Source organism: Pseudonocardia alaniniphila (assembly GCF_022524485.1).
Lineage (GTDB): Bacteria > Actinomycetota > Actinomycetes > Mycobacteriales > Pseudonocardiaceae > Pseudonocardia > Pseudonocardia alaniniphila.
The window spans coordinates 376710-398740 of record NZ_JAKXMK010000004.1; the positions used below are offsets into that span (position 1 = coordinate 376710).

The following is a 22031-nucleotide window of genomic DNA, read 5'->3' on the forward strand; positions in this document are numbered from 1 at the left end:
CAGGTGGGTACACCTCCTTCAGCTCCGGTCGGAGCGAAGCTCCCGGTGCACGACCTTTCCGGTGGCGTTGCGCGGCAGTTCGTCGACGAACTCGACGTCGCGGGGCACGGAGAACCGGCTGAGCTCTGCCCGCACCCAGTCACGGACGTCGTCGGGATCGACGGAGGAGCCGGGCTCGAGGACCAGGTACGCGGCCAGCCGCTGGCCGTACTGCTCATCGGTGACGCCCGTCACGGCGGCCTCGCGCACCTCCGGCCGGGCGGCCAGCAGGTCCTCCACCGGTCCGGGGTGCACGTTCTCGCCGCCGGAGACGATCATGTCGTCGGCCCGGCCGGTGAGGTGCAGCCTGCCGTGCTCGTCGAGCCTGCCGATGTCACCCGTGCCGAGCAGCCCACCGGAGCGTTCGACGTCGGTGCCCTCGCGGGTGTAGCCCTCGAACGGCATGTCGTTGCGCACGAAGATGCGCCCCTCGGTGCCGACGGGAACGGGCTGTCCGTCCTCGTCGAGCACCACCAGCTGGGTGCCGGCCGGGGCCCGGCCCGCGGTGCCGGGTGCGGCGCGCAGGTCGGCGGGCGAGGCGATGCTCACCCAGGACACCTCGGTGGAGCCGTAGAGGTTGTAGAGCACGTCGCCGAAGCGGTCCAGGAACGTCGTGGCGAGATCGGCGGGCAGGGCTGATCCACTGACGGCCACGATCCGCGGCCGGTGCGTCGCCCACGCGGCGTCGAGCTCCGCGGCGGGCAGCTCCAGCACCCGTTTGAGCATCACCGGCACGGCGAACACGGCGTCGCAGCGGTGTTCCTCGGCCGCGTGCAGGAAGCCGACAGGGTCGAACTTCCGCCGCAGTACCACCGGCGCTCCGTGCAGCGCGGCCAGCTGGAGCGCGGCGAAACCCCACGTGTGCAGCAGGGGTGCCGCGATCAGCACCGGCTCGGCGGCGTGCAACGGGATCGTCGACAGGATCGCCGCCGCGGGGGCGAGGCTGCGCGGCGGCGGGCGGCGTGCGCCCTTGGGCGTGCCGGTGGTGCCGGAGGTGAGGACGATCGTGCGGCCCGCAGGAGGTCGCAGCGGCAGGGAACCGGAGCCGTCCAGCTCGGTGAGGTCGTGGACGACCGAGCAGTCCTCCGGCAGCCCGGCCAGCGCCGCGCCGAACTCCGTGTCGGCGACGACGGTGTGCAGCTTCTGCTCTGTCGCGACGTCACGGAGCTGCCCGGCCGAGAGCCCGGTGTTGAGCAGAACGACGTCTGCCCCCAGCTTGCCCACCGCGACCTGTGCCTCGACGGCGCCGCGGTGGTTGCGGCACAGCACTCCGACGCGCACCCCGGGACCGACGCCGGTGGCGGCGAAACCGCGGGCCATGGCGTCGGTCCGGCGATGCAGATCGCCGTAGGTGAGCGAGCCGTCCTCGTCGATGATCGCGGCACGGTCGGGATGCCGGGCCGCCCCCATCTCGTAGATGGCCGTGATGCTGAAGCCGTAGCGCACCAGGCCCAGACCCATCCCGAGTAGCCGGTCGGGGCGAATGGGGCGGACCACCCCGGAGCGCGTCAGCGCCACGATCGCGCGTCCCGATCCGACTGCTTCCTCGGCACCCGTCTGCACGGTTGCCAGCACCCGCGTGAGCACATCGATCACGGCCTCAGTCTCCCAGCGGTAGGTGTGACCCCGCAGCGCTCAGCGACGTGATCCATGCGTCCGTGCATTCAGCGCTGGGGTTGCGGTGACGCGGGCACGGTCAGGTCGTAGACCATCTGGCCGCCGACATCCGAGCCGAGGTAGTTGGCCTGCACCCACTTCGTGACCGGAGATTTGGAACGGTGACTGGGCTCCGGGAGGACGAAGTAGTGCACCTGGCGTGTTGCGCTGAACTGTTGGAACTGCTCGAGTGTCGGCGCCGGGTCGTTGCCGTTGAACCCCCCGATGCACATCACAGGGGTGAGGCTCGCCAGTGAGGGAACCGCGGCATCTCGGCAGCCCACGGTCGCGGCGGACCATTTCGTTCCCGCCTGCTGCAGCAGGGTGATGAACGCGGGGTCGAATCCCAGCTGTGGGGTGAACAGCGCGGAGTCGCCCGATGGGGACGAGGGATCGAAGTCTGCGGGCTCGTCGGAGTCGTCGTCCTTCACGCCGTGGTCGGCGGGCGGGCCGGCGAGCGGCTTGCTGCCGTGCGGTGTCGCCGCGGTGTCGATGGCGTAGGCGAACGGCGCGAGCAGCGCGGTGAGCATGATGAGGGCGACGGCCGTGGTTTCCCGATGCCGTCCGGCGGGCCGGGCCAGCAGGGCGATCACGGAGATCACCCCGAACGAGATCACCAGCCAGCGCAGCCATGGCAGGAAGTTCGGTGAGCGTTCGAGCAGCACCACCGACCAGGCCGTCGTCAGTGCCACGATCACGGAGAGCGCGATGCGGCCGTGCTGTGTCTCTCGGAGTTTCCACAGCTCGCGTCCGCCGATGCCGACCAGTCCGGCGATGCCGGGGACGAGCGTCACGGTGATGTAGGAGTGGAAGTCCCCCGCGACGAAGCTGAGGATCAACCCCGTGACGAGTGTCCAGGCGCCCCACATCAGGACAGACGCGCGGATGCGGTCGGTGCGTGGGGCGCGGCGGGTCAGCCAGAGTCCGATCAGCAGCAGGATCAGTGCTGCGGGCAGTAGCCACGCCACCTGTGACCCGACTTCGTCGCTGAACATGCGACCGATGCCGGGAGTGCTGGCGAAGCCGCCACCCGGCGTCGCGCCGGTGACGACATGCTTGTCGTCGCCGACGAGCCGGCCGACGCCGTTGTAGTCGAGTGCGAGGTCGAGCACGCTGTTGTCCGCCGAGCCGCCGATGTAGGGACGGTCGTCGCTGGGCCACAGCTCGACGGTCGCCACCCACCATCCGCCTGCCACCACGATGGCGACGCCCGAGGCGAGGAGCTGGCCGATGCGGCGCCACAGGCCGGTCGGAGCCGCCACGAGGTAGGCCAGCGCGAGCGCGGGCACGACCATGAAGGCCTGGCCCATCTTGGTCAGGAACCCGAAGCCGAGCAGCACTCCAGCGAGGAGCAGCCAGCGGGTGGATGCGGACTCGATTGCGCGGACGGTGGTGTAGGCCGCGCCGACCATGAGCAGGGTGGTGAGCGCGTCGGGGTTGTTCATCCGGAACATCAGCACGGCCACGGGCGTCAGCGCCATCACCGCGCCCGCGAGCAGGGCGGCGTCGGGTCCGCTGACCCGCCGCACGGTGGCGTAGACGACAGCGACCGTGGCTACGCCGGTCAGTGCGATCGGGACGAGCATGCTCCACGGCGAGAAACCGAAGATCCGGCTCGACAACACCATCAACCAGAGCGAGCCCGGTGGCTTGTCCGTGGTCGTGATGTTGCCGGTGTCGAACGAACCGAAGAAGAAGGCCTTCCAGTTCTGCGTCATCGACCAGACGGCCCCCGAGTAGTACGTGTTCGAGTAGCGAGAGGCGCCGAGATCGGACACGTAGAGGGCAGCGGTGGTGACGAGTAGAACGCTCAACGCGAGGCGATCGCGCCGGATCTGCGGCAGCGCGCTGATCCGCGGGCTCTCGGCGACGGTTGCAGTCACAGGTTGATCTCCTGAGCGTCGGGGGTGCCGGAGCGCCTCGGGCGGAAGATCCACGAACGGAACGTGACGGACCACAGGATCATTGCCAGTGCGTTTGTGGGGATGGGGGCGATCAGCGTGGCCCCGTGGCAACGCCATCAATGGGATGAAGCAGGTGGCTTTCCGTCCCGTCGTACATCGTGCAGATCGGTTCGAGGGCTTCGATTTCGGGCAGATACCCACGGACCAGCCGTGTGCGTGTGCTGAGCGTACGGGATCGGTACGTCGTCGGGTAGCCATTCGAATCCCGTGGCAGTCTGTTGTCCACTCTCCGAACCGTGTTCCTGGCAAAGCAGGCGCGGCGCTCCGAAATCGTTGCAGGTCTCCGTCGCGGCGCTCACGCTGGTTGTGGGATGGAGCGACATGGAAATGGAAGGAGCTGCCAGTAGTAGTAATAGTAGTAGAATGAAATCGTGAAAGCACGGCGGTTGGAGCGCCGGCGCTCCCCAGGCCTGGAGGCCGTGCACCTCCGGTGACTTCGTCCAGCCGTCAATTCTCGGAACGGGAAACCCGGCCCGGCCATCGATCCGAGCCGGATCAGCGCGGCCCGAAGCCTACGAGCACGGCAGCGGTCAGGCCTGGGGCTGCGGTTGCGGAGGCCGGGTCAGGTCATAAAGCATCTGCCCGCCGACCACGGAGCCCGGGTAGTTGGCCTGCACCCACTTCGTGATCGGAGATTTGAAACGCCGACTGGGCTCCGGGAGGATGAAGTAGTGCACCTGACGCGCGGCGATGTAGTCCTGGAACTGTTCCAGCGTGGGCGCCGGGTCGTTGCCGTTGAACCCGGCGATGCACATCACTGAGGTGAGGCTCGCCAGCGCGGGAACCGCGGCATCGCGGCAGCCCACTGTCGCCGCCGACCATTCCGTCCCCGCCTGTTGCAGCCTCGTGACGAACTCGGGCTGGAATCCCAGCAACGGGGTGAACAGCGCGTCCGTGCCCGACGGAGCGGAGGGATCGAAGTCGGCGGGCTGTTCGTCGTCGTCGTCCTTCATGCCGTAGTCGACCTTGGGGCCGGCGCTCGGCTTTTCGGCGTGCGGCGTCACCGCGGTGTCGATGGCGTAGGCGAACGGTCCGAGCAGGCCGGTGAGCGTCGCCAGGGTGATGGTGACCGCCCCCCAGCGCCGTACGGCCGGCCGGGCCAGCAGTGCCACCACGGTGAGCGCACCGACGAGTGCCACCAACCAGTGCAACCACGGCAGGAAGTTCGGTGAGCGCTCGAGCAGCACCACCGACCAGGCCGCCGTGACCGCCACGGTCACCGCGAGCGCGATCCGGCCCCTCTGCGTCGCCCGGTGCTTCCACAGTTCGTGGCCGCCGATGCCGACCAGCGCCGCGATGCCGGGGACGAGCGTCACCGTGATGTAGGAGTGGAAGTCACCCGCGACATAGCTGAGGACCACCCCCGTCACGAGCGTCCAGACACCCCACATCAGCAAGGACGCGCGGATGCGGTCGGTGCGCGGGGCGCGGCGGGTCAGCCAGAGTCCGATCAGCAGGAGGATCAGTGCGGCGGGCAGCAGCCACGCCACCTGTGACCCGACTTCGTCGCTGAACATGCGACTGATGCCGGGGGTGCTGGCGAAGCCGCCCCCTCGCATCCCGCCGGTGGTGCCGTGCTTGTCGTCGCCGACGAGCCGGCCGACGCCGTTGTAGTCGAGCGCGAGCTCGAGCACGCTGTTCTTCTGCGAGGCACCGATATAGGGGCGGTCGTCCTTGGGCCACAGTTCGACGATCGCCACCCACCATCCGGCCGCCACCACGATGGCGACGCCGGACGCGACGACTTGCCCGATGCGGCGCCACACGGTGGTCGGGGCTGTGACGAGGTAGGCCAGCGCGAGTGCGGGGACGACCAGGAAGGCCTGGCCCATCTTGGTCAGGAACCCGAAGCCGATCAGCAGTCCGGCGAGGAGCAGCCAGCGCGAGGATGCCGACTCGATCGCGCGGATGGTGGCGTAGCCCGCGCCCACCATGAGCAGGGTGGCGAGCGCGTCGGGGTTGTTCATCCGGAACATCAGGACGGCCACGGGCGTCAGCGCCATCACGGCACCTGCGAGCAGGGCGGCTTTCGGCCCGCTGATCCGCCGCACGGCGGCGTAGACCAGAGCGACGGTCGCCACGCCGGTCAGTGCGATCGGGACGAGCATGCTCCACGGGGAGAATCCGAAGATCCGGCTCGACAACGCCATCAACCACAGAGAGCCCGGGGTCTTGTCCGTGGTCGAGACGTTGCCGATGTCGAACGAACCGAAGAAGAAGGCCTTCCAGTTCTGCGTCATCGACCACACGGCCGCGGAGTAGTACGTGTTCGAGTAGCGGGAAGCGCCGACATCGGACACGTACAGCGTGGCGGTGGCCGCGAGCAGCACACCCAGCGCGAGACGATCGCGCCGGATCTGCGGCAGCGCGCTGATCCGCGGGCTCTCGGCGACGGTTGCAGTCACAGGTTGATCTCCTGAGCGTCGGGGGTGCCGGAGCGCCTCGGGCGGAAGATCCATGAACGGAACGTGGCGAACCACAGGATCGTTGCCAGTGCGTTTGCGGCGAATTTCGGAGCGATACCCGCGGGCTGGCTGTGTATCTTCTATCGATCCTATGGGATCGGTGCCGTTGTCGGGTAGCCATTCGAATTGTCGAAGTCAATCTTGAGCAGGGCGGGCGGAAGACCTCGGCGCCGCTCACCCATGACTCAGGGTCGGCGAAATCCTCGACGCTCACCCGACGCGAGATTTAGTGAGTTCGTCACGTCTGCCGTATTGCCATAAATTCGCGGCATGGGGAGGTTCGAGGCCTATGTTCAGGTCAGCGGGCAGGCCCGGGCTGTGGTTGCGTAGGCCGGGTCAGGTCGTAAAGCGTCTGGCCGCCGACCACGGAGTCGGAGTAGTTGGCCTGCACCCACTTCGTGATCGGAGACTTGAAACGCCGACTGGGCTCCGGAAGGATGAAATAGCGCACCTCACGTGCGGCGACGAAGCCCTGGAACTGGTCGAGGGTGGGAGCCGGGTCGGTGCCGCTGAACCCTCCGATGCACATCACCGGCGTTCTGCTGGCCAAGGCAGGCACGGCGGCGTCGCGGCCGCCCACGGTCGCCGCCGACCACTTCGTCCCCGCCTGCTGCAGCAGCGTGACGACCGCCGGGTCGAGGCCCAGCTGCGGGGTGGTCAGCTCCGCGTCACCTCCCGGTGCGGAGATCTCGAACTTCTTGGGCTGGGGGTCGGCGTCGTCCTTCCCGCCGTGGTGGATCTCCGGGCCGGCGCTCGGCTTGCCGCCGGTCTGCGGTGTGGTCACGGTGTCGACGGCGTAGGCAGCCGGTGCGAGCAGCCCCGTGAGCATCACCAGGGTGGCGGTGATCGTTGCCCAATGTCGTGTGGCGGGCTTGGCCAGGAGCGTGACCACGGCGAGCAGGCCGACGAGCGCCACGGCCCAGGACAGCCACGGCAGGAAGTCCGGGGACCGGTGGAGCAACACCACCGCCCACAGCGCCGTCAGGGCCACGATCAGCGCGAGGGCCGCCCGGCCACGCAGCGTTGCCCGGTGCTTCCACAGCTCGTACCCGCCCATCCCGACCAGTCCCGCGACTCCAGGGGCGAGCGTCACCGTGTAGTAGGCGTGGAAGTCCCCTGCGGCGAGGCTGAAGACCGCTGCCGTCACGATCGTCCAGGCGCCCCAGAGCAGGAGGGACGCGCGGAGGCGGTCGGTGCGGGGCGCGCGCCGGGTCAGCCAGAGCCCGACGAGCAGCAGGATCAGTGCGGCGGGCAGCAGCCACGCCACCTGCGAGCCCACCTCGTCGCTGAACATGCGGAGGAGCCCGGGATCGCTGGCGAAGCCGCCTCCACGTTCGCCGCCGCTGGTGCCGTGCTTGGAGTCGCCGAGGAGGCGGCCGAGCCCGTTGTAACCGAGTGCGAGCTCGAGCACGCTGTTGGTCGCCGTGCCGCTGATGTAGGGGCGGTCGCCGGCGGGCCACAGCTCGGTGATCGCCACCCACCATCCCGCTCCCACGACGATGGCGATCCCTGAGCCGACGAGCTGCCGGATGCGGCGCACCCAACCGGTGGGTGCCGCCACGAGGTAGGCCAGCGCGAGCCCGGGCACCACGACGAAGGCCTGGCCCATCTTGGCCAGGAAGCCGAAGCCGACGAGCAGCCCCGCGAGCAGTAGCCACCACGTCGAAGCGGCCTCGATCGCCCGGACGGTGGCGTAGGCCGCGGCCACCACCATCAGTGTGACCAGCGCGTCGGGGTTGTTGATCCGGAACATGAGCACGGCGACGGGGGTCAGCGCCATGACCGTGCCGGCCAGCAGCGCGGCGTGCGGCCCGCTCACCCGCCGGACCGCGGCGTAGAGCAGGGCGACCGTGGCGACTCCCGTGAGGGCGATCGGCACGAGCAAGCTCCAGGAGGAGAGCCCGAAGATCCGCGCCGAGAGCGTCATCAGCCAGAGCGAGGCGGGCGGCTTGTCGGTGGTGAGGATGTTGCCGGTGTCGAAGGACCCGAAGAGGAACGCCTTCCAGCTGCGGGTCATCGACTGCACGGCCGCGGAGTAGTAGTCGTTCGAGTAGCCCGACGCGCCCAGGTCGGAGACATACAGCGCGGCGGTGCCGGCCAGCAGCAGGCCCAGCGCGAGTCGCTCGTGCCGGATCTGGAGCGGCAGCGCGCCGACCCGGGGCAGCCTCTCTGCGACGGCTGCGGTCATGGACGGGCCTCCTGGGGGCCCGCGGCGACCGTCCGGCGCGGTCGGAAGATCCACGACCGGAACGCGATGAAGCGCAGGATCGTCGCAACCGCGTTCGCGGCGACGAGCACGATCAGCTCCATGACCCTGCCCGCTTCCGGTGCCCACTCCTTCAGCGCAGCCAGTGCCGCCGTGGTGAGGGCGAGCCCGAGGCCGAACACGACGAGGCCCTGGAAGTGGTGGGCCGCAGCCGCCGCCCCGCCACGCACCCCGAACGTGACCCTGCGGTTCGCGGCGGTGTTCCCGATGGCCGTGACGACGAGCGCCACCAGGTTGGCGTTGAAGGCGCCGAGCGGGCCGCGCATCAACGCGTACAGGATGAGGTAGGCGAGCGTGCTGACCACGCCGATCGCCGCGAACCGGATCAGCTGGCCCGGCAGCCCCCGCGGAACGCCGGCGACCTCCGGCCCGGTGAGTGCGCCCCGGCCGAGCTGGCCGCGCAGCTCCTGCACCGGGAGCTTGCCCGTGGCGAGCGCCCGGCCGACCCGGACCACACCTTTGAGGTCTGCCACGGCGGTCTTGACGATGTCCACCCGGCTGTCCGGGTCGTCCACCCAGTCGACGGGCACCTCGTGGATACGCAGGCCGCTGCGCTCCGCCAGCACGAGCAGCTCCGTGTCGAAGAACCAGCCGGTGTCCTCCACGAGCGGCAGCAGCCGCTCTGCGACGTCGGCCCTGATGGCCTTGAAGCCGCACTGAGCGTCGGAGAAACGGACGGCCAGCGCCCCGTGCAGCAGGATGTTGTAGGCGCGGGAGATGAACTCCCGTTTGGCCCCGCGCACCACGCGGGAGCCGTGACCGAGGCGTGTACCGATCGCCAGGTCGGAGTGTCCGGAGATCAGCGGCGCCACCAGCGGCAGCATTGCCGCCAGGTCCGTCGACAGGTCGACGTCGCAGTAGGCGAGCACCTGCGCGTCCGACCTCGACCAGGCCGCCTGCAGCGCTCGGCCACGGCCCTTCTGCACCATTGTCATCGCGGTCACGCCGGTCAGCTCGGAGGCGAGCTCGGCCGCGATGCGCGGCGTCGCATCGGTGCTCGCGTTGTCGGCGATCGTGATCCGGAACGAGAAGGGAAAGTGTTCGCTGAGGTGGCTGTGCAGGCGGTGTACCGATAGGGCCAGATCTTTTTCCTCGTTGTAGACGGGGACGACAACGTCGAGCACAGGAGGGAGAGACCGGCCGGCGGGGGCGATATGCGGGGCGCTGGCGACGCTCATATGGGCGATCGTTGGTGGGGTCGCTGTCCCGCCGTTGTGCCGATCCTGTGCGCGGGCTGTGCGTAGGCCCCTCCGGCTGTGATGCTGCTCATGCGACAGCAACCTCGCCGGTCCGCCCGTTTCGCGAGGTCAGGCATGGTCCGTCGTGGACTGTCGCCGGGGCGAACCTTGTCGCCAAGGGATCGACATCCCCCTCGGCGGGCGATCAGTGCACCGGCCGGGTCAGGTCGTAGAGCGTCTGTCCGCCGACGTCGACGGGGGTGAAGGAATCCTCCACCCACCGGGCGATCGGGGACCGCTCCTGCCCACCGGAACGGCCCCGGTTGCCCACGAAGAAGTAGTGCACCCGTCCAGCGGCGACGTAGCCCTGGAACTGCGCGAGGGTGGGAGCGGGATCCGAGCCGTAGAACCCGCCGACGGACATCACCGAGGTACCGCTGGCCAGGGTGAGAGGCGCGGCGGCCTGGGCGCCGACCGCGGCCGCCGACCACGTCGTCCCCGCGTGCCGCAGGAGGGCGACGAGATCGGGAGCGATCTGTGGATCGGGTCCGCCGACCAGAGCCGCCACCCCCAACGGGAGCGAGCCGGCATGTCGCCGGAGCTGATCGAGGAACAGGCTCGCCGCACCGGTGGGCGGTCCGGCGTTCGGCGTGCTGCCGGTGTGCGGAGTCGTCGCGGTCTGCACGGCGTAGGCGGCAGGAGCGAGGCCACCCGTGAGCACCACCAGGAGGGCGGTGACCGCGCCGAGACGCCGCCCGCCCGGCCGCACCAGCAGTGCGAATACGGCGAGTACGCCGACGACCGCCACCACCCAGCGCAGCCACGGCAGGAACTCCGCGGAGCGGTCGAGCACCACCACCGACCACACCGCCGTGCCGCCGACGAGCAGCGCCGCTGCGACTCGGCCGGCCCACGTTGCCCGGTGGCGCCACAGCTCGTAGCCGCCGATGCCGACAAGTCCTGCGATCCCCGGAGCCAGCGCCAGGGTGTAGTAGGAGTGGAAGATCCCCGATGCCAGGCTGAAGACGAGCGCTGACACGACCGTCCACGTTCCCCACAGCAGGAGCGACGCTCGGGTGCGGTCGACGCGAGGGGCCTGCCGTGTCGACCACAGCCCGATCACGAGGAGCGCGAGCGCGGCCGGCAGCAGCCACGAGACCTGCGAGGCCACTTCGGTGCCGAACATGCGCGTGAGACCGGGCCCGCCACCGAAGCCAGGGAAGCCACCCGTGGGGGCTGGATGTGGCGGCATCGCCTCGTGCGGGACCTCGGCCGGGTGGTGCGCCTCTGCACCCCCGCCGGATGGGTGGGGCATGCCGATGTGACCGAAGATCCGGCCGAGCCCGTTGTAGCCGAGTGCGAGCTCGAGCACGCTGTTGGTCGTCGAGCCGCCGATGTACGGACGGTCCGCGGCGGGCCACAGATCCACGGTGGCCACCCACCAGCCCGCCGCCACGACGAGGGCGAACCCCGCGGCGACGAGCTGGCGGACCCGGCGCCAGAACCCCGTCGGCGCCGCTACGAGATATGCCAGTGCGAGCGCGGGCACCACGATCAGCGCCTGCCCCATCTTGGCCAGGAAAGCGAAGCCGATGAGCACCCCGGCGAGCAGCAACCACCGCGTGGAGGCGGCCTCGACCGCACGGACGGTGGCGTAGCCGGCGGCCACGATCAGCAGCACGAGCAGGGCGTCGGGGTTGTTGAACCGGAACATCAGCACGGCGACGGGCGTCAGTGCCATGGCGGCGCCGGCGAGGAGCCCGGCGTCGGGTCCGCTGACCCTGCGCACCGCGGCGTAGAGCAGGGCGACCGTGGCGACGCCCATCAGCGCCTCCGGCACGAGCATGCTCCACGAGGAGAACCCGAAGATCCGGCCCGACAGCGCCATCACCCAGAGCGACGCCGGTGGCTTGTCGACGGTGATGACGTTGCCCGCGTCGAACGAGGCGAAGAAGAACGCCTTCCAGCTGCGGGTCATCGACTGAACGGCCGCGGCGTAGAAGCCGTTGGCGAATCCGGACGCGCTCAGGTCCCACAGGTACAGCACCGCGGTAGCGGCGAGCAGCACGACCAGTTCGAGGCGCTCGTGCCGACGCCGGGGCGGCGGCAGGGCCGTGACGGGCGGCGGACCGCTCGGAGCGAGGGTGGCGGTCACGGCGCCACCGGCTTCGTCAGGTCGTAGAGCGTCCGGCCGTCGACCGTGACCGGGGTGAAGTTCGACGCGACCCAGCTCGCGATCCGGATGGCCTCGTCGCTCCCACCGCTCGCGGTGTCGTCCGGTCCCGCGCCGCCGACGAACCAGTGCACCCGCCCGTCCGCCACGAGCTGCTGGAACCGTTCGAGCGTGGGGGAGGGATCCGTGCCGTTGAACCCGCCGACGGCCATCACGGGCGAACCGGTGGCCAGCTGGTAGCCGGCGGCGCTGTTGGAGCCGACAGCGGCGGCAACCCACGTGTAGTCAGCGGCATCGCGCTCGAGGAGCGCGTCGACGTCCGGCGACACCGCGGGGGAGTCGAGGAGCGTGGCGAGACCGCCGAACCCGCCGCCGAGAAGACCCTGGCGTGCCTGTCCGGCGCCGAGCCCTGACCGGCGCGGTCCGGGCCGGGCCGGGTGATCGGCCCCGTTCTTCCCGCCGAACCCGTGCAGCCCGGGCAGTCGCAGGCCGGACAACGCGAAAGCGGACCGCTGGGGTCCCGCGGACGGGATCGCTCCGGTGTGCGGGACGGCCGCCGTGGCCAGCGCGAATCCACTGGTGCCGGCGAACGAGGCCACCACGGCCACGACCGCGACCACCGCGGCCGGCCCGTACGGCAGGCGGTGCACGACCAGCAGCCCCACCACGCCGACCACGCCCGCGACGAGCACCGCGGGCGCGAGCCAGGGCTGCCACTGCGGGGTCCGTCCCAGCAGCACGAACGCCCATCCGGCCGTCAACGCGACGAGCACGGCCAGGAGCACCCGCGACGAGACCGCGGCCCGGCGCCGCCACAGCGTCACCGCCCCGATGCCGACGAGGGCGGCGATCGCGGGCGCCAGCGCGACCAGGTAGTAGGGGTGGAAGATCCCCGCCATCAGGCTGAACACCGCGGCGGTCACGAGCAGCCACCCGCCCCAGACCACCGTGGCCGCCCGCAGCCGACCGGTGCGCGGGGCCCGGCGCGTCGACCACAGCAGCACGACGAGCAGCACCAGTGCCGCCGGCAGCAACCACGACGCCTGCCCGCCCAGCTCCGTGTCGAACAAGCGCGTGAGGCCGGTCTCGCCCCAGCCGCCCGTCCGCCCGCCCGCCCCACCGCCGACGCTGCCGACCTCGTTGCCGGTCAACCGGCCGAAGCCGTTGTAGCCGAACACCAACTCGAGCACGCTGTTGGTCTGCGAGCCGCCGATGAAGGGCCGCGAGTCCGCGGGCCACAGCTCGACGACCAGCACCCACCAGCCCGCCGCCACCACCAGGGCCACGGTGGCGAGCGCGAGGTCGCGCACCCTGCGTCCGACGGTGACCGGCGCTGCCAGCAGCCACGCCGCCGCGAACGCGGGCACCACCAGGAACGCCTGCAGCATCTTGGTGAGGAACCCGAGCCCGATCAGCGCGCCGGCGAGCACGAGCCACCGCGTCCGGCCCGACTCGACGGCGCGCAGCGTGCCGTAGGCCGCCGCGACGAGCAGGAGTGTGAGCAGCGCGTCGGGGTTGTTGAAGCGGAACATCAGCACGGCGGCCGGGGTGAGCGCGAGCGCCGCACCGGCCAGCAACCCGGCCGCAGTGCCTGCGGTGCGCCGCACCGAGGCGTACAGCAGGCCGACCGTGGCCACGCCCTCCAACGCCTGCGGGACGAGGATGCTCCAGCTGCTCAGCCCGAAGAGGCGCACCGACAGGCCGGTGACCCACAACGCCGCAGGCGTCTTGTCCACCGTGATCGAGTTGGCGGCGTCCGAGGATCCGAAGAACCACGCCTTCCAGCTCACGCCGCCGGCCTGCGCGGCCGCGGAGTAGAACGCGTTGGCCCAGCCCGAGGCCGAGAGCCCCCACAGATACAGCACCGCGGTGGCCGCGAGCAGGACGACCACCGCGCCCCGCCGGGCGCGCGACGAGGTACGGCGCGGCTGCCCGATGAGTGGCGGGTCGGCCGTGGCCGGAAGCGTGGTGGTCATATGTGCCGAGGCTGGAGATTCGGCCTGTGCCATCCCAATGGGATGCCTGTGCTGCGGCTGTGATTCCGGACGACGCCCCCATGATCACCCGAACGGGACGCGGGCGCTCCTGACGAGGAGCTCAGGGGCGGGGCGGGTGCGGCACCGACGCGACATCGCCCGCGGCCTCTGCCGGGGCAGCGGTGGTGCCCGCGCGGTCTGTGGCAACCGTGCACACGCCGTCCGCAGGAGGGTCGGACGGTGACATGCCGCTGTGTACGACGCGCAGCGGCACCGTCTGCTCGGGCGCGACGCTCGGCAGGCGCACGATGAACGCGCTACGGCCCGGGACGCTGGCGACCCGCACCGAACCCCCGTGCGCGGCCACCACGGCGTCGACGATCGCGAGCCCCAGCCCGCTGCTGCCGTTCGCCCGCGACCTCGACGTGGAGCCGCGCGCGAACCGCTCGAACACGTGGGGCAGCAACTCGGGCGCGATGCCCGGCCCGTCGTCCACGACCTCCAGCCGGGCGCCGGCGGACTCCACGGCGAGGGCGACGGTCACCGTGGTGCCCTGCGGCGTGTGCGTGCGCGCGTTGGCGAGCAGGTTGGCGAGCACCTGGGCCAGCCGCAGCGCATCGCCGGGCACGGTCACCGGCTCCTCGGGGAGATCGAGCTGCCAGCGATGCCCGGGGCCTGCGGCGTGCGCATCGCTCACCGCGTCGACGACGAGCCGCGTCAGGTCGACCTCGCGGCGCTCGAGCGGCCGGCCCGCGTCGAGCCGGGCGAGCAGGAGGAGGTCCTCGACGAGGGTGGTCATCCGCTCGGATTGGGCGGAGATCCGCACGAGTGCGTATTCGGCGTCGGCCGGTAGCTCCCCTCGCCTGCTCAGCTCCGCGTAGCCGCGGATCGCGGCGAGCGGGGTGCGTAGCTCGTGGCTCGCGTCGGCGACGAACTGGCGCAGCCGCGTCTCGCTGTCCTGGCGGGCCTCCAGCGCCGCGCCGACGTGGTCGAGCATGTGGTTCAGGGCCGCCCCGACCTGGCCCACCTCGGTGTGCGGGTCGGTGTCGGGCACCCGCTCCACCAGCGAGACCTCACCGCGGTCCAGTTGGAGCGTGCTGACCCGCGCCGCGGTGGCCGCCACCCGTTCCAGCGGTTCCAGCTCCCGCCGCACGAGGACGGCGCCGGTGAGACCCGCGCCCAGCAGCGTCACCGCGGCGACGATCAGCTCGGTGGTGACGAGCCGGGCCACCGTGTCCTGCACAGTGCGTTCGGTGAACCCGGTGACGATCACGTCGCCGCTCCCACCCGGCAACGCCACGAGACGGTAGACGCCCAGCGGGCCGAGATCGGCGCTGAGCGGTGCGTGGTCCACGGGGACAGCGGCCAGGTCCGGGTATTCCTGGGGCGACACCGGCTGCACCCCGCCGTCGCGGGTGAACACCCACGCGGAGAGGACCTGGCCGTGCCGCAGGACGGCGCTCAGGCTGTCGGCAGGGCGCAGTCCGGGCCGCTCCTCGGCGTCGAGCGGGGGCAGCAGCGTCGAGTCCGAGTCGATGCGGGCGAGCACGCGGCTCGACACGCGCAGGTCGCCGTCGAGCCGGCTGAGCAGGAAGCCGCGCAGCGTCAGGGCCGTGACCAGTGCGACCACGGCCGACGCGACGGCGAGAAGCAGCAGCAGCGTCGCGACGAGTCGCGTCCGCAGCGAGCGGCTCCTCACCCCCCGGCCGCCGGTTTGAGCACGTAGCCCGCGCCCCGGACGGTGTGGATCATGGGTGTACGGCCGGCGTCGATCTTCTTGCGCAGGTAGGAGACGTACAGCTCGACGACGTTGGACTGGCCGCCGAAGTCGTAGTTCCACACCCTGTCGAGTATCTGCCCCTTGGACAGCACGCGCTTGGGGTTGCGCATGAGGTATCGCAGCAGCTCGAACTCGGTGGCCGTCAGCTCCACGGGGGCATCGCCCCGGCGCACCTCGTGGCTGTCCTCGTCCAGCACGAGGTCGCCCACGATGAGCTCGGAGCCTTGCCGGGCCGCAGCCATGCCGGAGCGGCGCAGCAGCCCGCGCAGCCGGGCGACCAGCTCCTCCAGGCTGAACGGCTTCGTGACGTAGTCGTCGCCGCCCGCCGTGAGCCCGGCGATCCGGTCCTCCACGGCGTCCTTGGCGGTGAGGAACAGCACGGGGACGTCGGGGGTCTCCGCACGCATGCGGCGCAACACCTCGAGGCCGTCGAAATCGGGCAGCATCACGTCGAGGACGACGGCGTCGGGCCGGAACTCCCGCGCGGCCCGGACGGCCGACGTGCCGTCGGCCGCGGCGCGCACGTCCCATCCCTCGTACCGCAGAGCCATCGACAGCAGATCGGACAAGGAGGCCTCATCGTCGACGACCAGGATCCGGATCGGGCTGCCATCGGCCCGCCGCAACGCCGTGGCCTGGTCCCTCATCGTCGACATGCTAACCAGCGTCGCGCGCAGGACTGTGCCGTCGATGAGCGAAACCTGTGCGCCCGCTGTGGAACCGCCGGACTCACCGCGTCGTCCAAGTGCCCATCGATCAAGTGCAGCCGACCGTACCCGAGGGGAACGAGATGGACGTGTTCGAGGGATGGCCCGCCGATGCCACGGTGTTCCTGGCCGAGATCGCCGCCGACAACAATCGCGAGTTCTGGACCGCGCAGCGCCACCGCCACGCCGCAGCGGTGCAGGCGCCGATGCTGGCCCTCGCCGCCGAGCTGGCCCCCGAGTTCGGGCCGGTGCGTGTGCTGCGGCCTGCCGTCAACAGGCGGTTCCGGCCCGACGCCCCGCCGTACCGCACCGATACCGGCGGGGTGACCACCACCTCCGGGGGGTCGGCTCTCGCCGTGGTGCTGTCGGCGTCGGCGCTGTCGGTCACAGCGGGCCACTGGTCGTTCGACACCGGTCAGCTCCGGCGGTACCGGGCAGCGGTCGACGGGCCGGCGGGGGAGGAGCTCACCGCACTGCTCGCCGGGCTCGACGCTCTCGTGCCCGATCCGGGACGCCCGCTCACCGGGACACCGCGCGGCTTCGGCGCCGAGCACCCCCGCATCGCGCTGCTGCGCAGGCGCGGCTTGCAGCTCACGTGTTCCCGGCCCGCGGGCGAGTGGCTCGCCACGCGCCAACCGCTGGAGTGGGTACGTGCCACATGGCGCTCGGCCTCCCCGGTCCTCGCCTGGCTCGATGCGCACGTGGGCGCCGCCGAGCCGGTGCAGCGACCTCGGCAGGCGACCGAAACGCCGGTGGTGCCGCTGCCGTCCTGACCTCCGTCTCGACGACTGCAGTTCATCTGCTGACCGGCGCCGGAAAGGGTCAGCGGGCGCGCCAGTAGCCCGTGGCGTAGACGCGGCGCCGGTCCAGGCCGCGCTCGTCGAGCAGGTGCTTGCGCAGGTCGCGCACGCAGGCCGACTCACCGGAGAGCCATGCCTGCCCGGCGCCGGTGGGGAACTGCGCGGCCTGCACCACCTCGCTGAGCGGGCTGCCGGGCTCGCGGTCGCCGCGGTGCACCCACCGCACCGTGGCCGCTCCCGGCAGCTGCTGCTCCTCGCCGGCGTCGGCCACCTCCAGGAAGGCGATGGCCGGCACCCCGGCGGGCAGGGCGTCCAGCACGGTGGCCACCGCCGGGAGAGCCGTCTCGTCGCCGATCACCAGGTGGTAGTCCGCCGCAGGGTCCGGCTCGTAGCGGCCGCCGGGCTCCGACACACCCACCCACGAGCCCGGGCTCGCCTCCCGTGCCCACGCGGCGGCGGGTCCGTGGCCCTCGTGCAGCACGAAGTCGACGTCCAGTTCGCCCACACCGGCGTCGAAGCGCCGCACGGTGTAGGTGCGGATCACCGGCCGGGGCTCCCCGGCAGGCCACACCGGTCCGCCCGACGTCGCCCGTGGCACCGCCGGCCGGTCCTGCCCCGGCACGGGGAAGAACATCTTGATGCGGCGGTCGGGTCCCTCGCCGGCGAATCCGGCGAGCTCCGATCCGGCGAGGGTCACGCGGACCATCCGCGGGGTGATCCGCTCGCTGCGCTGCACCTGCAGCAGCCGGGGTGCCGTCGTCGTCATCGAGACGATTGTGCCGGTGTGCTCCCCACGGCGGACAGGCCCGTCCAGACCAGGTCCATCAGGTACCCCGTCGCCTGCTCGCTGGTGACCGTCCGCTCGCTCCCGCGCCACAGCGCGAGCCGCTCGCACGCTCCGACGATCACCTGCGCCCACCCGGCCAGCCGCTGCGGTTCGGCGTCGGGCGCCTGGGCGGCGAGCAGGGCGGCGATGAAATCCGTCTGCTGGGCTCTGATGCCTTCGAGGGCCTCGCCCGCCACGGTCGACTCCGAGTAGAGAAGGGTCCATGCCGGCTCGCGTCGCTCCAGGTACTCGAAGAACGCCAGGGTGCCGCGCCGCAGCATCTCCTCCGGCCCGTGCGCCGACGCCGCAGCCGCCGTGGTCACCTCGAGCAGCTCGGCGCGGGCCCGGGCGATACACGCGAGCAGCAGGCCTTCCTTGGAGCCGAAGTGGGCGTACAGCACGGGCTTCGTCACGCCCACCCGCTCGGCCACCACATCCATGGATGCCGCCTGGTAACCGCGTTCGCCGAACACCGCCACGGCCGCGTCCAGGATCTGCCGCTCGCGCTCGGCGCGGCTCACCCGGCGGCGGGGCCTGCTGGGGTCCACGGGGTCCACTATCGCAGGCAACTGAAACCTACCGCCAGTAACTTACCCGTGGTAACTTCGCCCGAGTACCCACTACGGGAGGAGCGGGGATGAGCCAGCCCACCCCGGACGTCGCCGGTGAGGCCGTGGACGTCGCCATCGTCGGCAGCGGGTTCGCCGGCCTCGGCGCCGCCGTCCGGCTCGCGCAGACGGGCCGCAACGACTTCATCGTCCTGGAGAAGGGCGAGAGCCTCGGCGGCACCTGGCGCGACAACACGTATCCGGGCTGCGCGTGCGACGTCCAGTCGCATCTGTACTCGTTCTCCTTCGCCCCCAACCCCGGCTGGAGCCGCCTCTACGCGCGGCAGCCCGAGATCCGGGCCTACCTCGAAGACATCGCCGAGCGGTTCGGCCTGCGCGCGCGCATCCGGTTCCGCGCCACGGTCGTCGCCGCGGAGTGGAGCGGCCGACACTGGACCGTGCGGCTGGCGGACGGCAGCAGCCTCACCGCCCGTGTGCTGGTCTGGGGCACGGGCGCACTGCACGAGCCGTCGATGCCCGACATCCCCGGGCTCGACGGGTTCGCCGGCACGACCTTCCACTCCGCACGCTGGGACCACGACCACGACCTGCGCGGCAAGCGCGTCGCCGTGATCGGCACGGGCGCGAGCGCCGCCCAGTTCGTGCCGGCCATCCAGCCGCAGGTCGCAGGGCTCACGCTCTTCCAGCGCACCGCGCCGTGGGTGCTGCCGAAGCCCGACCGGCAGGTGCGCCCGCTGTGGCAGCGCATCTATCGGGCCGCGCCCGCCGTCCAGAAGCTCTCGCGGGCACTCATCTACGCGCGCAACGAGAGCCTGCTCACTGGCTTCCTCAAGCCGAAGCGGATGGCGCTGGTCGAGAAGTTCGCTCGCGCCTACCTCGCGCGGACGTTCGCCGACCGCCCCGACCTAGAGGCCAAGCTCACGCCGGACTTCACCATCGGCTGCAAGCGCATCCTGCTCTCCAGCGACTACTACCCGGCCTTGACCAGGCCCAACGTCGAGCTCGTCACGGAGAAGGTCGTGCGGGTCACGCCCACCGCCGTCGTCACGGCCGACGGCGTCGAGCACGAGGTCGACACGATCGTCTTCGGCACCGGGTTCAAGGTTGCCGACGGCCTCGGGAGCTCGGTCCGCATCGTCGGCCGCGACGGGCTGGAACTCGCCGACGTCTGGCGCAGCGGCCGCGAGGGGTTCCTGGGCACCACGGTGTCCGGTTTCCCCAACCTCTTCACGATGACCGGTCCCAACACCGGCCTCGGTCACACATCGATGATCTACATGATCGAGTCGCAGCTGAACTACCTGCTCGACGCTTTGCGGCTCCTGGACGAGAACGCCGCGGTGGCCATCGACACCCGCCGCGACCGGCAGGACGGCTTCAACGCCACGGTCCAGCGCAGGTTCGCAGGCTCCGTGTGGACGGAGGGCGGGTGCGCCAGCTGGTACCTCGACGCGCACGGAAAGAACCGCGTGCTCTGGCCGCGGCACACGTTCGCCTTCCGCCGCCGCACCCGCAAGGTCCACCCGTCCGACCACGAACTGCTGACCTGACGCCGTGAGCCGCCCGCTTCGCGCCCGGGAGGGCCGCCGCGGCGCCGGGCTTAGGGTCGGAGCCGTGCTCGATCCCGCCGTGTACGCCATCCCCATGACCGCCCGGTTCCGCGGCATCACCGTGCGGGAGGGGATGTTGCTGCACGGGCCCGCGGGCTGGGGCGAGTTCTGCCCGTTCGCCGAGTACGACGACGCCGAGTCGGCAGCGTGGCTCGCCGCCGCCGTCGAGGCCGCTGACGAGGGCTGGCCGGAGCCCGTCCGCGACCGGGTGCCGGTGAACTGCATCGTCCCGGCCGTCGGGCCGGAGCGCGCACAGGAGATCGTCCGGGCGTCGGGCTGCTCCACAGCGAAGGTCAAGGTCGCCGACGCGCCCGGCTCGCTGCCGGACGACCTGGAGCGCGTGGCCGCTGTCCGCGACGCACTCGGCCACGGCGGTGCGGTGCGTGTGGACGCCAACGCGCGCTGGGACGTCGACGAGGCCGTCGTCGCCATCCGGGCCCTGGACCGTGCGGCGGGCGGGCTGCAGTACGTCGAGCAGCCGTGCCGGACGATCGAGGAGCTCGCCGCGGTGCGCCGTCAGGTCGACGTGCGGATCGCTGCTGACGAGTCGATCCGCCGTGCTGAGGACCCGCTGCGGGTGGCGGTCGCCGGCGCGGCCGACATCGCCGTGCTGAAATGCGCTCCCCTCGGCGGGGTACGCCGTGCGCTCGCCGTAGCGGAGGCGTGCGGGCTGCCGTGCGTGGTCTCGTCCGCGCTGGAGACGAGCGTCGGGCTGGCGGCGGAGCTCGCGTTGGCCGGTGCCCTGCCCGACCTGGACCTCGCCTGCGGGTTCGGCACCGGCGCGCTGCTCACGGCCGACGTGGTGGCCACCCCGCTGGTGCCGAAGGAGGGCTGGCTAGCAGTCCCCCGCAAGGCCCCCGAGCCGGTGAACCGAGCCGCGGTAGCAGCACCCCGGGACCGCGCGAAATGGTGGCAAGCCCGCCTAACGCGCGTATCAGCCCTCAAGGGCGTTGTGGAGCCGTAGAGCTGCTGTTCGGGCCCCGCTGACATCACTACGGCTCCCAAGTGCGGATGGGGTGGGAGAGGAGAGGGTGGGTGTGGGCGTTCTTGTGGTCGGGGCTGGGATTGCTGGCGTTGCTTGCGGTCATGCGCTCAGTGCGGCCGGTGTGCCTGTGCGGGTGCTGGAGCGCTCCGGGGCCGTTGGGGGGCGGATGGGCGGCCGGGTGATCCACGGGCGGCCCGTCGACATGGGTGCGGCCTACTTCACCGTGCGGGACGCGGAGTTCGCCGAGGTCGTCGAGCGCTGGCGGGCGGCAGGGCTCGCGCGGCCGTGGACGTCCGAGCTCGCCGTGCTGGGCGACGGACGCCGCGGCCGCTCGCCCGGACCGATGCGCTGGGCCGCACCGGGAGGCCTGGCGAGCCTCGTGGCGGATCTGGCGGCGGGGCTGACCATCGAGTTGGGGCACGAGATCCGTCACGTCGGGCACGGACCCGAGGTGGACGGCACACCCGCCGACGTCGTGGTGCTCGCGATGCCCGACCCGGAGGCGTTGCGCCTCGTGGACCCTGCCTCGTCCGCCACCGCGGAACTGGTCGGTCGCGAGTGGCGGCCGGTGATCACCGTCGTGGCCGGCTGGTCGTCGCGGGAATGGCCCGAGATGAGCGCCGCGTTCGTCAACGATCATCCGGTGCTGTCCCTGATCGCCGACGACGGCGACCGGCGCGGTGACGGGGCTCCGGTGCTCGTCGCGCACACCACCGCCGACGTCGCCCGCGCGCACGAGGCGGATCCCGCCGGTGCCGTCGGTCCGGCGGTCGAGGCCATCCGGGAGTTGCTGGACGTCCGCACGCCGCCGTTGTGGACCGTCGCCCACCAATGGCGTCACGCCGCTCCCGCCGCCGATCGCGACCGTCCGTTCCACCTCGGTGACGACGGAATCGCGCTCGCCGGGGACAGCTGGGGCAGCTCGCGGGTGGAGACGGCCTGGCGATCCGGGACGTTGCTGGGCCGAGCGGTGGCGGCGCGCCTCGGCGCTCACCGGAGCTGATCCGGAGATCGGCCGGATCACGGGCCGTCCGGCA

General features: G+C 71.4%; 15 protein-coding genes. 4 read left to right on the top strand and 11 right to left on the bottom strand.

Going from position 1 to position 22031, the window contains the following annotated elements; all coding sequences use genetic code 11:
• Positions 1–18: 18 nt before the first annotated feature.
• From MMF94_RS06530 to MMF94_RS06570, 9 genes are all read right to left on the bottom strand, one after another.
• Entirely contained in the window at positions 19–1635 is a 1617-nt protein-coding gene (locus MMF94_RS06530) for an AMP-binding protein (protein ID WP_338104167.1), read from the bottom strand.
• Positions 1636–1703: 68 nt separating this feature from the next.
• On the bottom strand, positions 1704–3578 hold the full coding sequence (locus MMF94_RS06535; protein WP_241035354.1) for a glycosyltransferase family 39 protein: 1875 nt from the start codon (positions 3576–3578) through the stop codon (positions 1704–1706).
• Positions 3579–4189: 611 nt separating this feature from the next.
• On the bottom strand, positions 4190–6064 hold the full coding sequence (locus MMF94_RS06540) for a glycosyltransferase family 39 protein (RefSeq protein ID WP_241035355.1): 1875 nt from the start codon (positions 6062–6064) through the stop codon (positions 4190–4192).
• 358 nt (positions 6065–6422) lie between these two features.
• Positions 6423–8312 (bottom strand): glycosyltransferase family 39 protein, encoded by a 1890-nt coding sequence (locus tag MMF94_RS06545; RefSeq protein ID WP_241035356.1) that lies wholly within the window; start codon positions 8310–8312, stop codon positions 6423–6425.
• Positions 8309–9568: a bifunctional glycosyltransferase family 2/GtrA family protein gene (locus MMF94_RS06550; RefSeq protein ID WP_241035357.1), complete on the bottom strand. Its 1260-nt coding sequence runs from the start codon at positions 9566–9568 to the stop codon at positions 8309–8311. Before MMF94_RS06550 ends, MMF94_RS06545 begins: the two co-directional genes overlap by 4 nt.
• A gap of 205 nt (positions 9569–9773) precedes the next feature.
• Complete coding sequence (locus tag MMF94_RS06555) at positions 9774–11723, bottom strand: glycosyltransferase family 39 protein (RefSeq protein WP_379660278.1); 1950 nt, start codon at positions 11721–11723, stop codon at positions 9774–9776.
• Positions 11720–13717: an ArnT family glycosyltransferase gene (locus tag MMF94_RS06560; protein WP_241035358.1), complete on the bottom strand. Its 1998-nt coding sequence runs from the start codon at positions 13715–13717 to the stop codon at positions 11720–11722. The genes MMF94_RS06555 and MMF94_RS06560 overlap by 4 nt, the downstream gene beginning before the upstream one ends.
• Positions 13718–13838: 121 nt before the next feature.
• A complete protein-coding gene (locus MMF94_RS06565; RefSeq protein WP_241035359.1) occupies positions 13839–15416 on the bottom strand; it encodes a sensor histidine kinase in 1578 nt (525 codons plus the stop codon).
• On the bottom strand, positions 15413–16144 hold the full coding sequence (locus MMF94_RS06570) for a response regulator transcription factor (protein WP_379660279.1): 732 nt from the start codon (positions 16142–16144) through the stop codon (positions 15413–15415). Before MMF94_RS06570 ends, MMF94_RS06565 begins: the two co-directional genes overlap by 4 nt.
• Before the next feature lie 143 nt (positions 16145–16287).
• On the opposite strand from MMF94_RS06570, the gene MMF94_RS06575 reads away from it, so the two are divergent.
• Complete coding sequence (locus MMF94_RS06575) at positions 16288–16977, top strand: DUF2461 family protein (protein ID WP_241035360.1); 690 nt, start codon at positions 16288–16290, stop codon at positions 16975–16977.
• A gap of 49 nt (positions 16978–17026) precedes the next feature.
• Here the strand turns inward: MMF94_RS06575 and MMF94_RS06580 are convergent, their stop codons facing one another.
• Positions 17027–17770, bottom strand: coding sequence for a siderophore-interacting protein (locus MMF94_RS06580; RefSeq protein WP_241035361.1), 744 nt, complete (start codon positions 17768–17770; stop codon positions 17027–17029).
• Positions 17767–18378, bottom strand: coding sequence for a TetR/AcrR family transcriptional regulator (locus tag MMF94_RS06585; protein WP_241035362.1), 612 nt, complete (start codon positions 18376–18378; stop codon positions 17767–17769). Before MMF94_RS06585 ends, MMF94_RS06580 begins: the two co-directional genes overlap by 4 nt.
• Positions 18379–18467: 89 nt before the next feature.
• On the opposite strand from MMF94_RS06585, the gene MMF94_RS06590 reads away from it, so the two are divergent.
• From MMF94_RS06590 to MMF94_RS06600, 3 genes are all read left to right on the top strand, one after another.
• Positions 18468–19949: a flavin-containing monooxygenase gene (locus tag MMF94_RS06590; protein WP_241035363.1), complete on the top strand. Its 1482-nt coding sequence runs from the start codon at positions 18468–18470 to the stop codon at positions 19947–19949.
• Positions 19950–20013: 64 nt separating this feature from the next.
• Positions 20014–20973: an o-succinylbenzoate synthase gene (locus MMF94_RS06595; protein WP_277398658.1), complete on the top strand. Its 960-nt coding sequence runs from the start codon at positions 20014–20016 to the stop codon at positions 20971–20973.
• Between the two features lie 85 nt (positions 20974–21058).
• Positions 21059–21997 (top strand): NAD(P)/FAD-dependent oxidoreductase, encoded by a 939-nt coding sequence (locus MMF94_RS06600; RefSeq protein WP_277398664.1) that lies wholly within the window; start codon positions 21059–21061, stop codon positions 21995–21997.
• Positions 21998–22031 lie beyond the last annotated feature (34 nt).

What these genes read in the sequence shown, in the direction of transcription:
- MMF94_RS06545 (WP_241035356.1), bottom strand. Translation starts at nt 8,312, where the DNA reads ATGACCGCAGCCGTCGCAGAGAGGCTGCCCCGGGTCGGCGCGCTGCCG.
- MMF94_RS06550 (WP_241035357.1), bottom strand. Translation starts at nt 9,568, where the DNA reads ATGAGCGTCGCCAGCGCCCCGCATATCGCCCCCGCCGGCCGGTCTCTC.
- MMF94_RS06560 (WP_241035358.1), bottom strand. Translation starts at nt 13,717, where the DNA reads ATGACCACCACGCTTCCGGCCACGGCCGACCCGCCACTCATCGGGCAG.
- MMF94_RS06570 (WP_379660279.1), bottom strand. Translation starts at nt 16,144, where the DNA reads ATGAGGGACCAGGCCACGGCGTTGCGGCGGGCCGATGGCAGCCCGATC.
- MMF94_RS06575 (WP_241035360.1), top strand. Translation starts at nt 16,288, where the DNA reads ATGGACGTGTTCGAGGGATGGCCCGCCGATGCCACGGTGTTCCTGGCC.
- MMF94_RS06580 (WP_241035361.1), bottom strand. Translation starts at nt 17,770, where the DNA reads ATGACGACGACGGCACCCCGGCTGCTGCAGGTGCAGCGCAGCGAGCGG.
- MMF94_RS06590 (WP_241035363.1), top strand. Translation starts at nt 18,468, where the DNA reads ATGAGCCAGCCCACCCCGGACGTCGCCGGTGAGGCCGTGGACGTCGCC.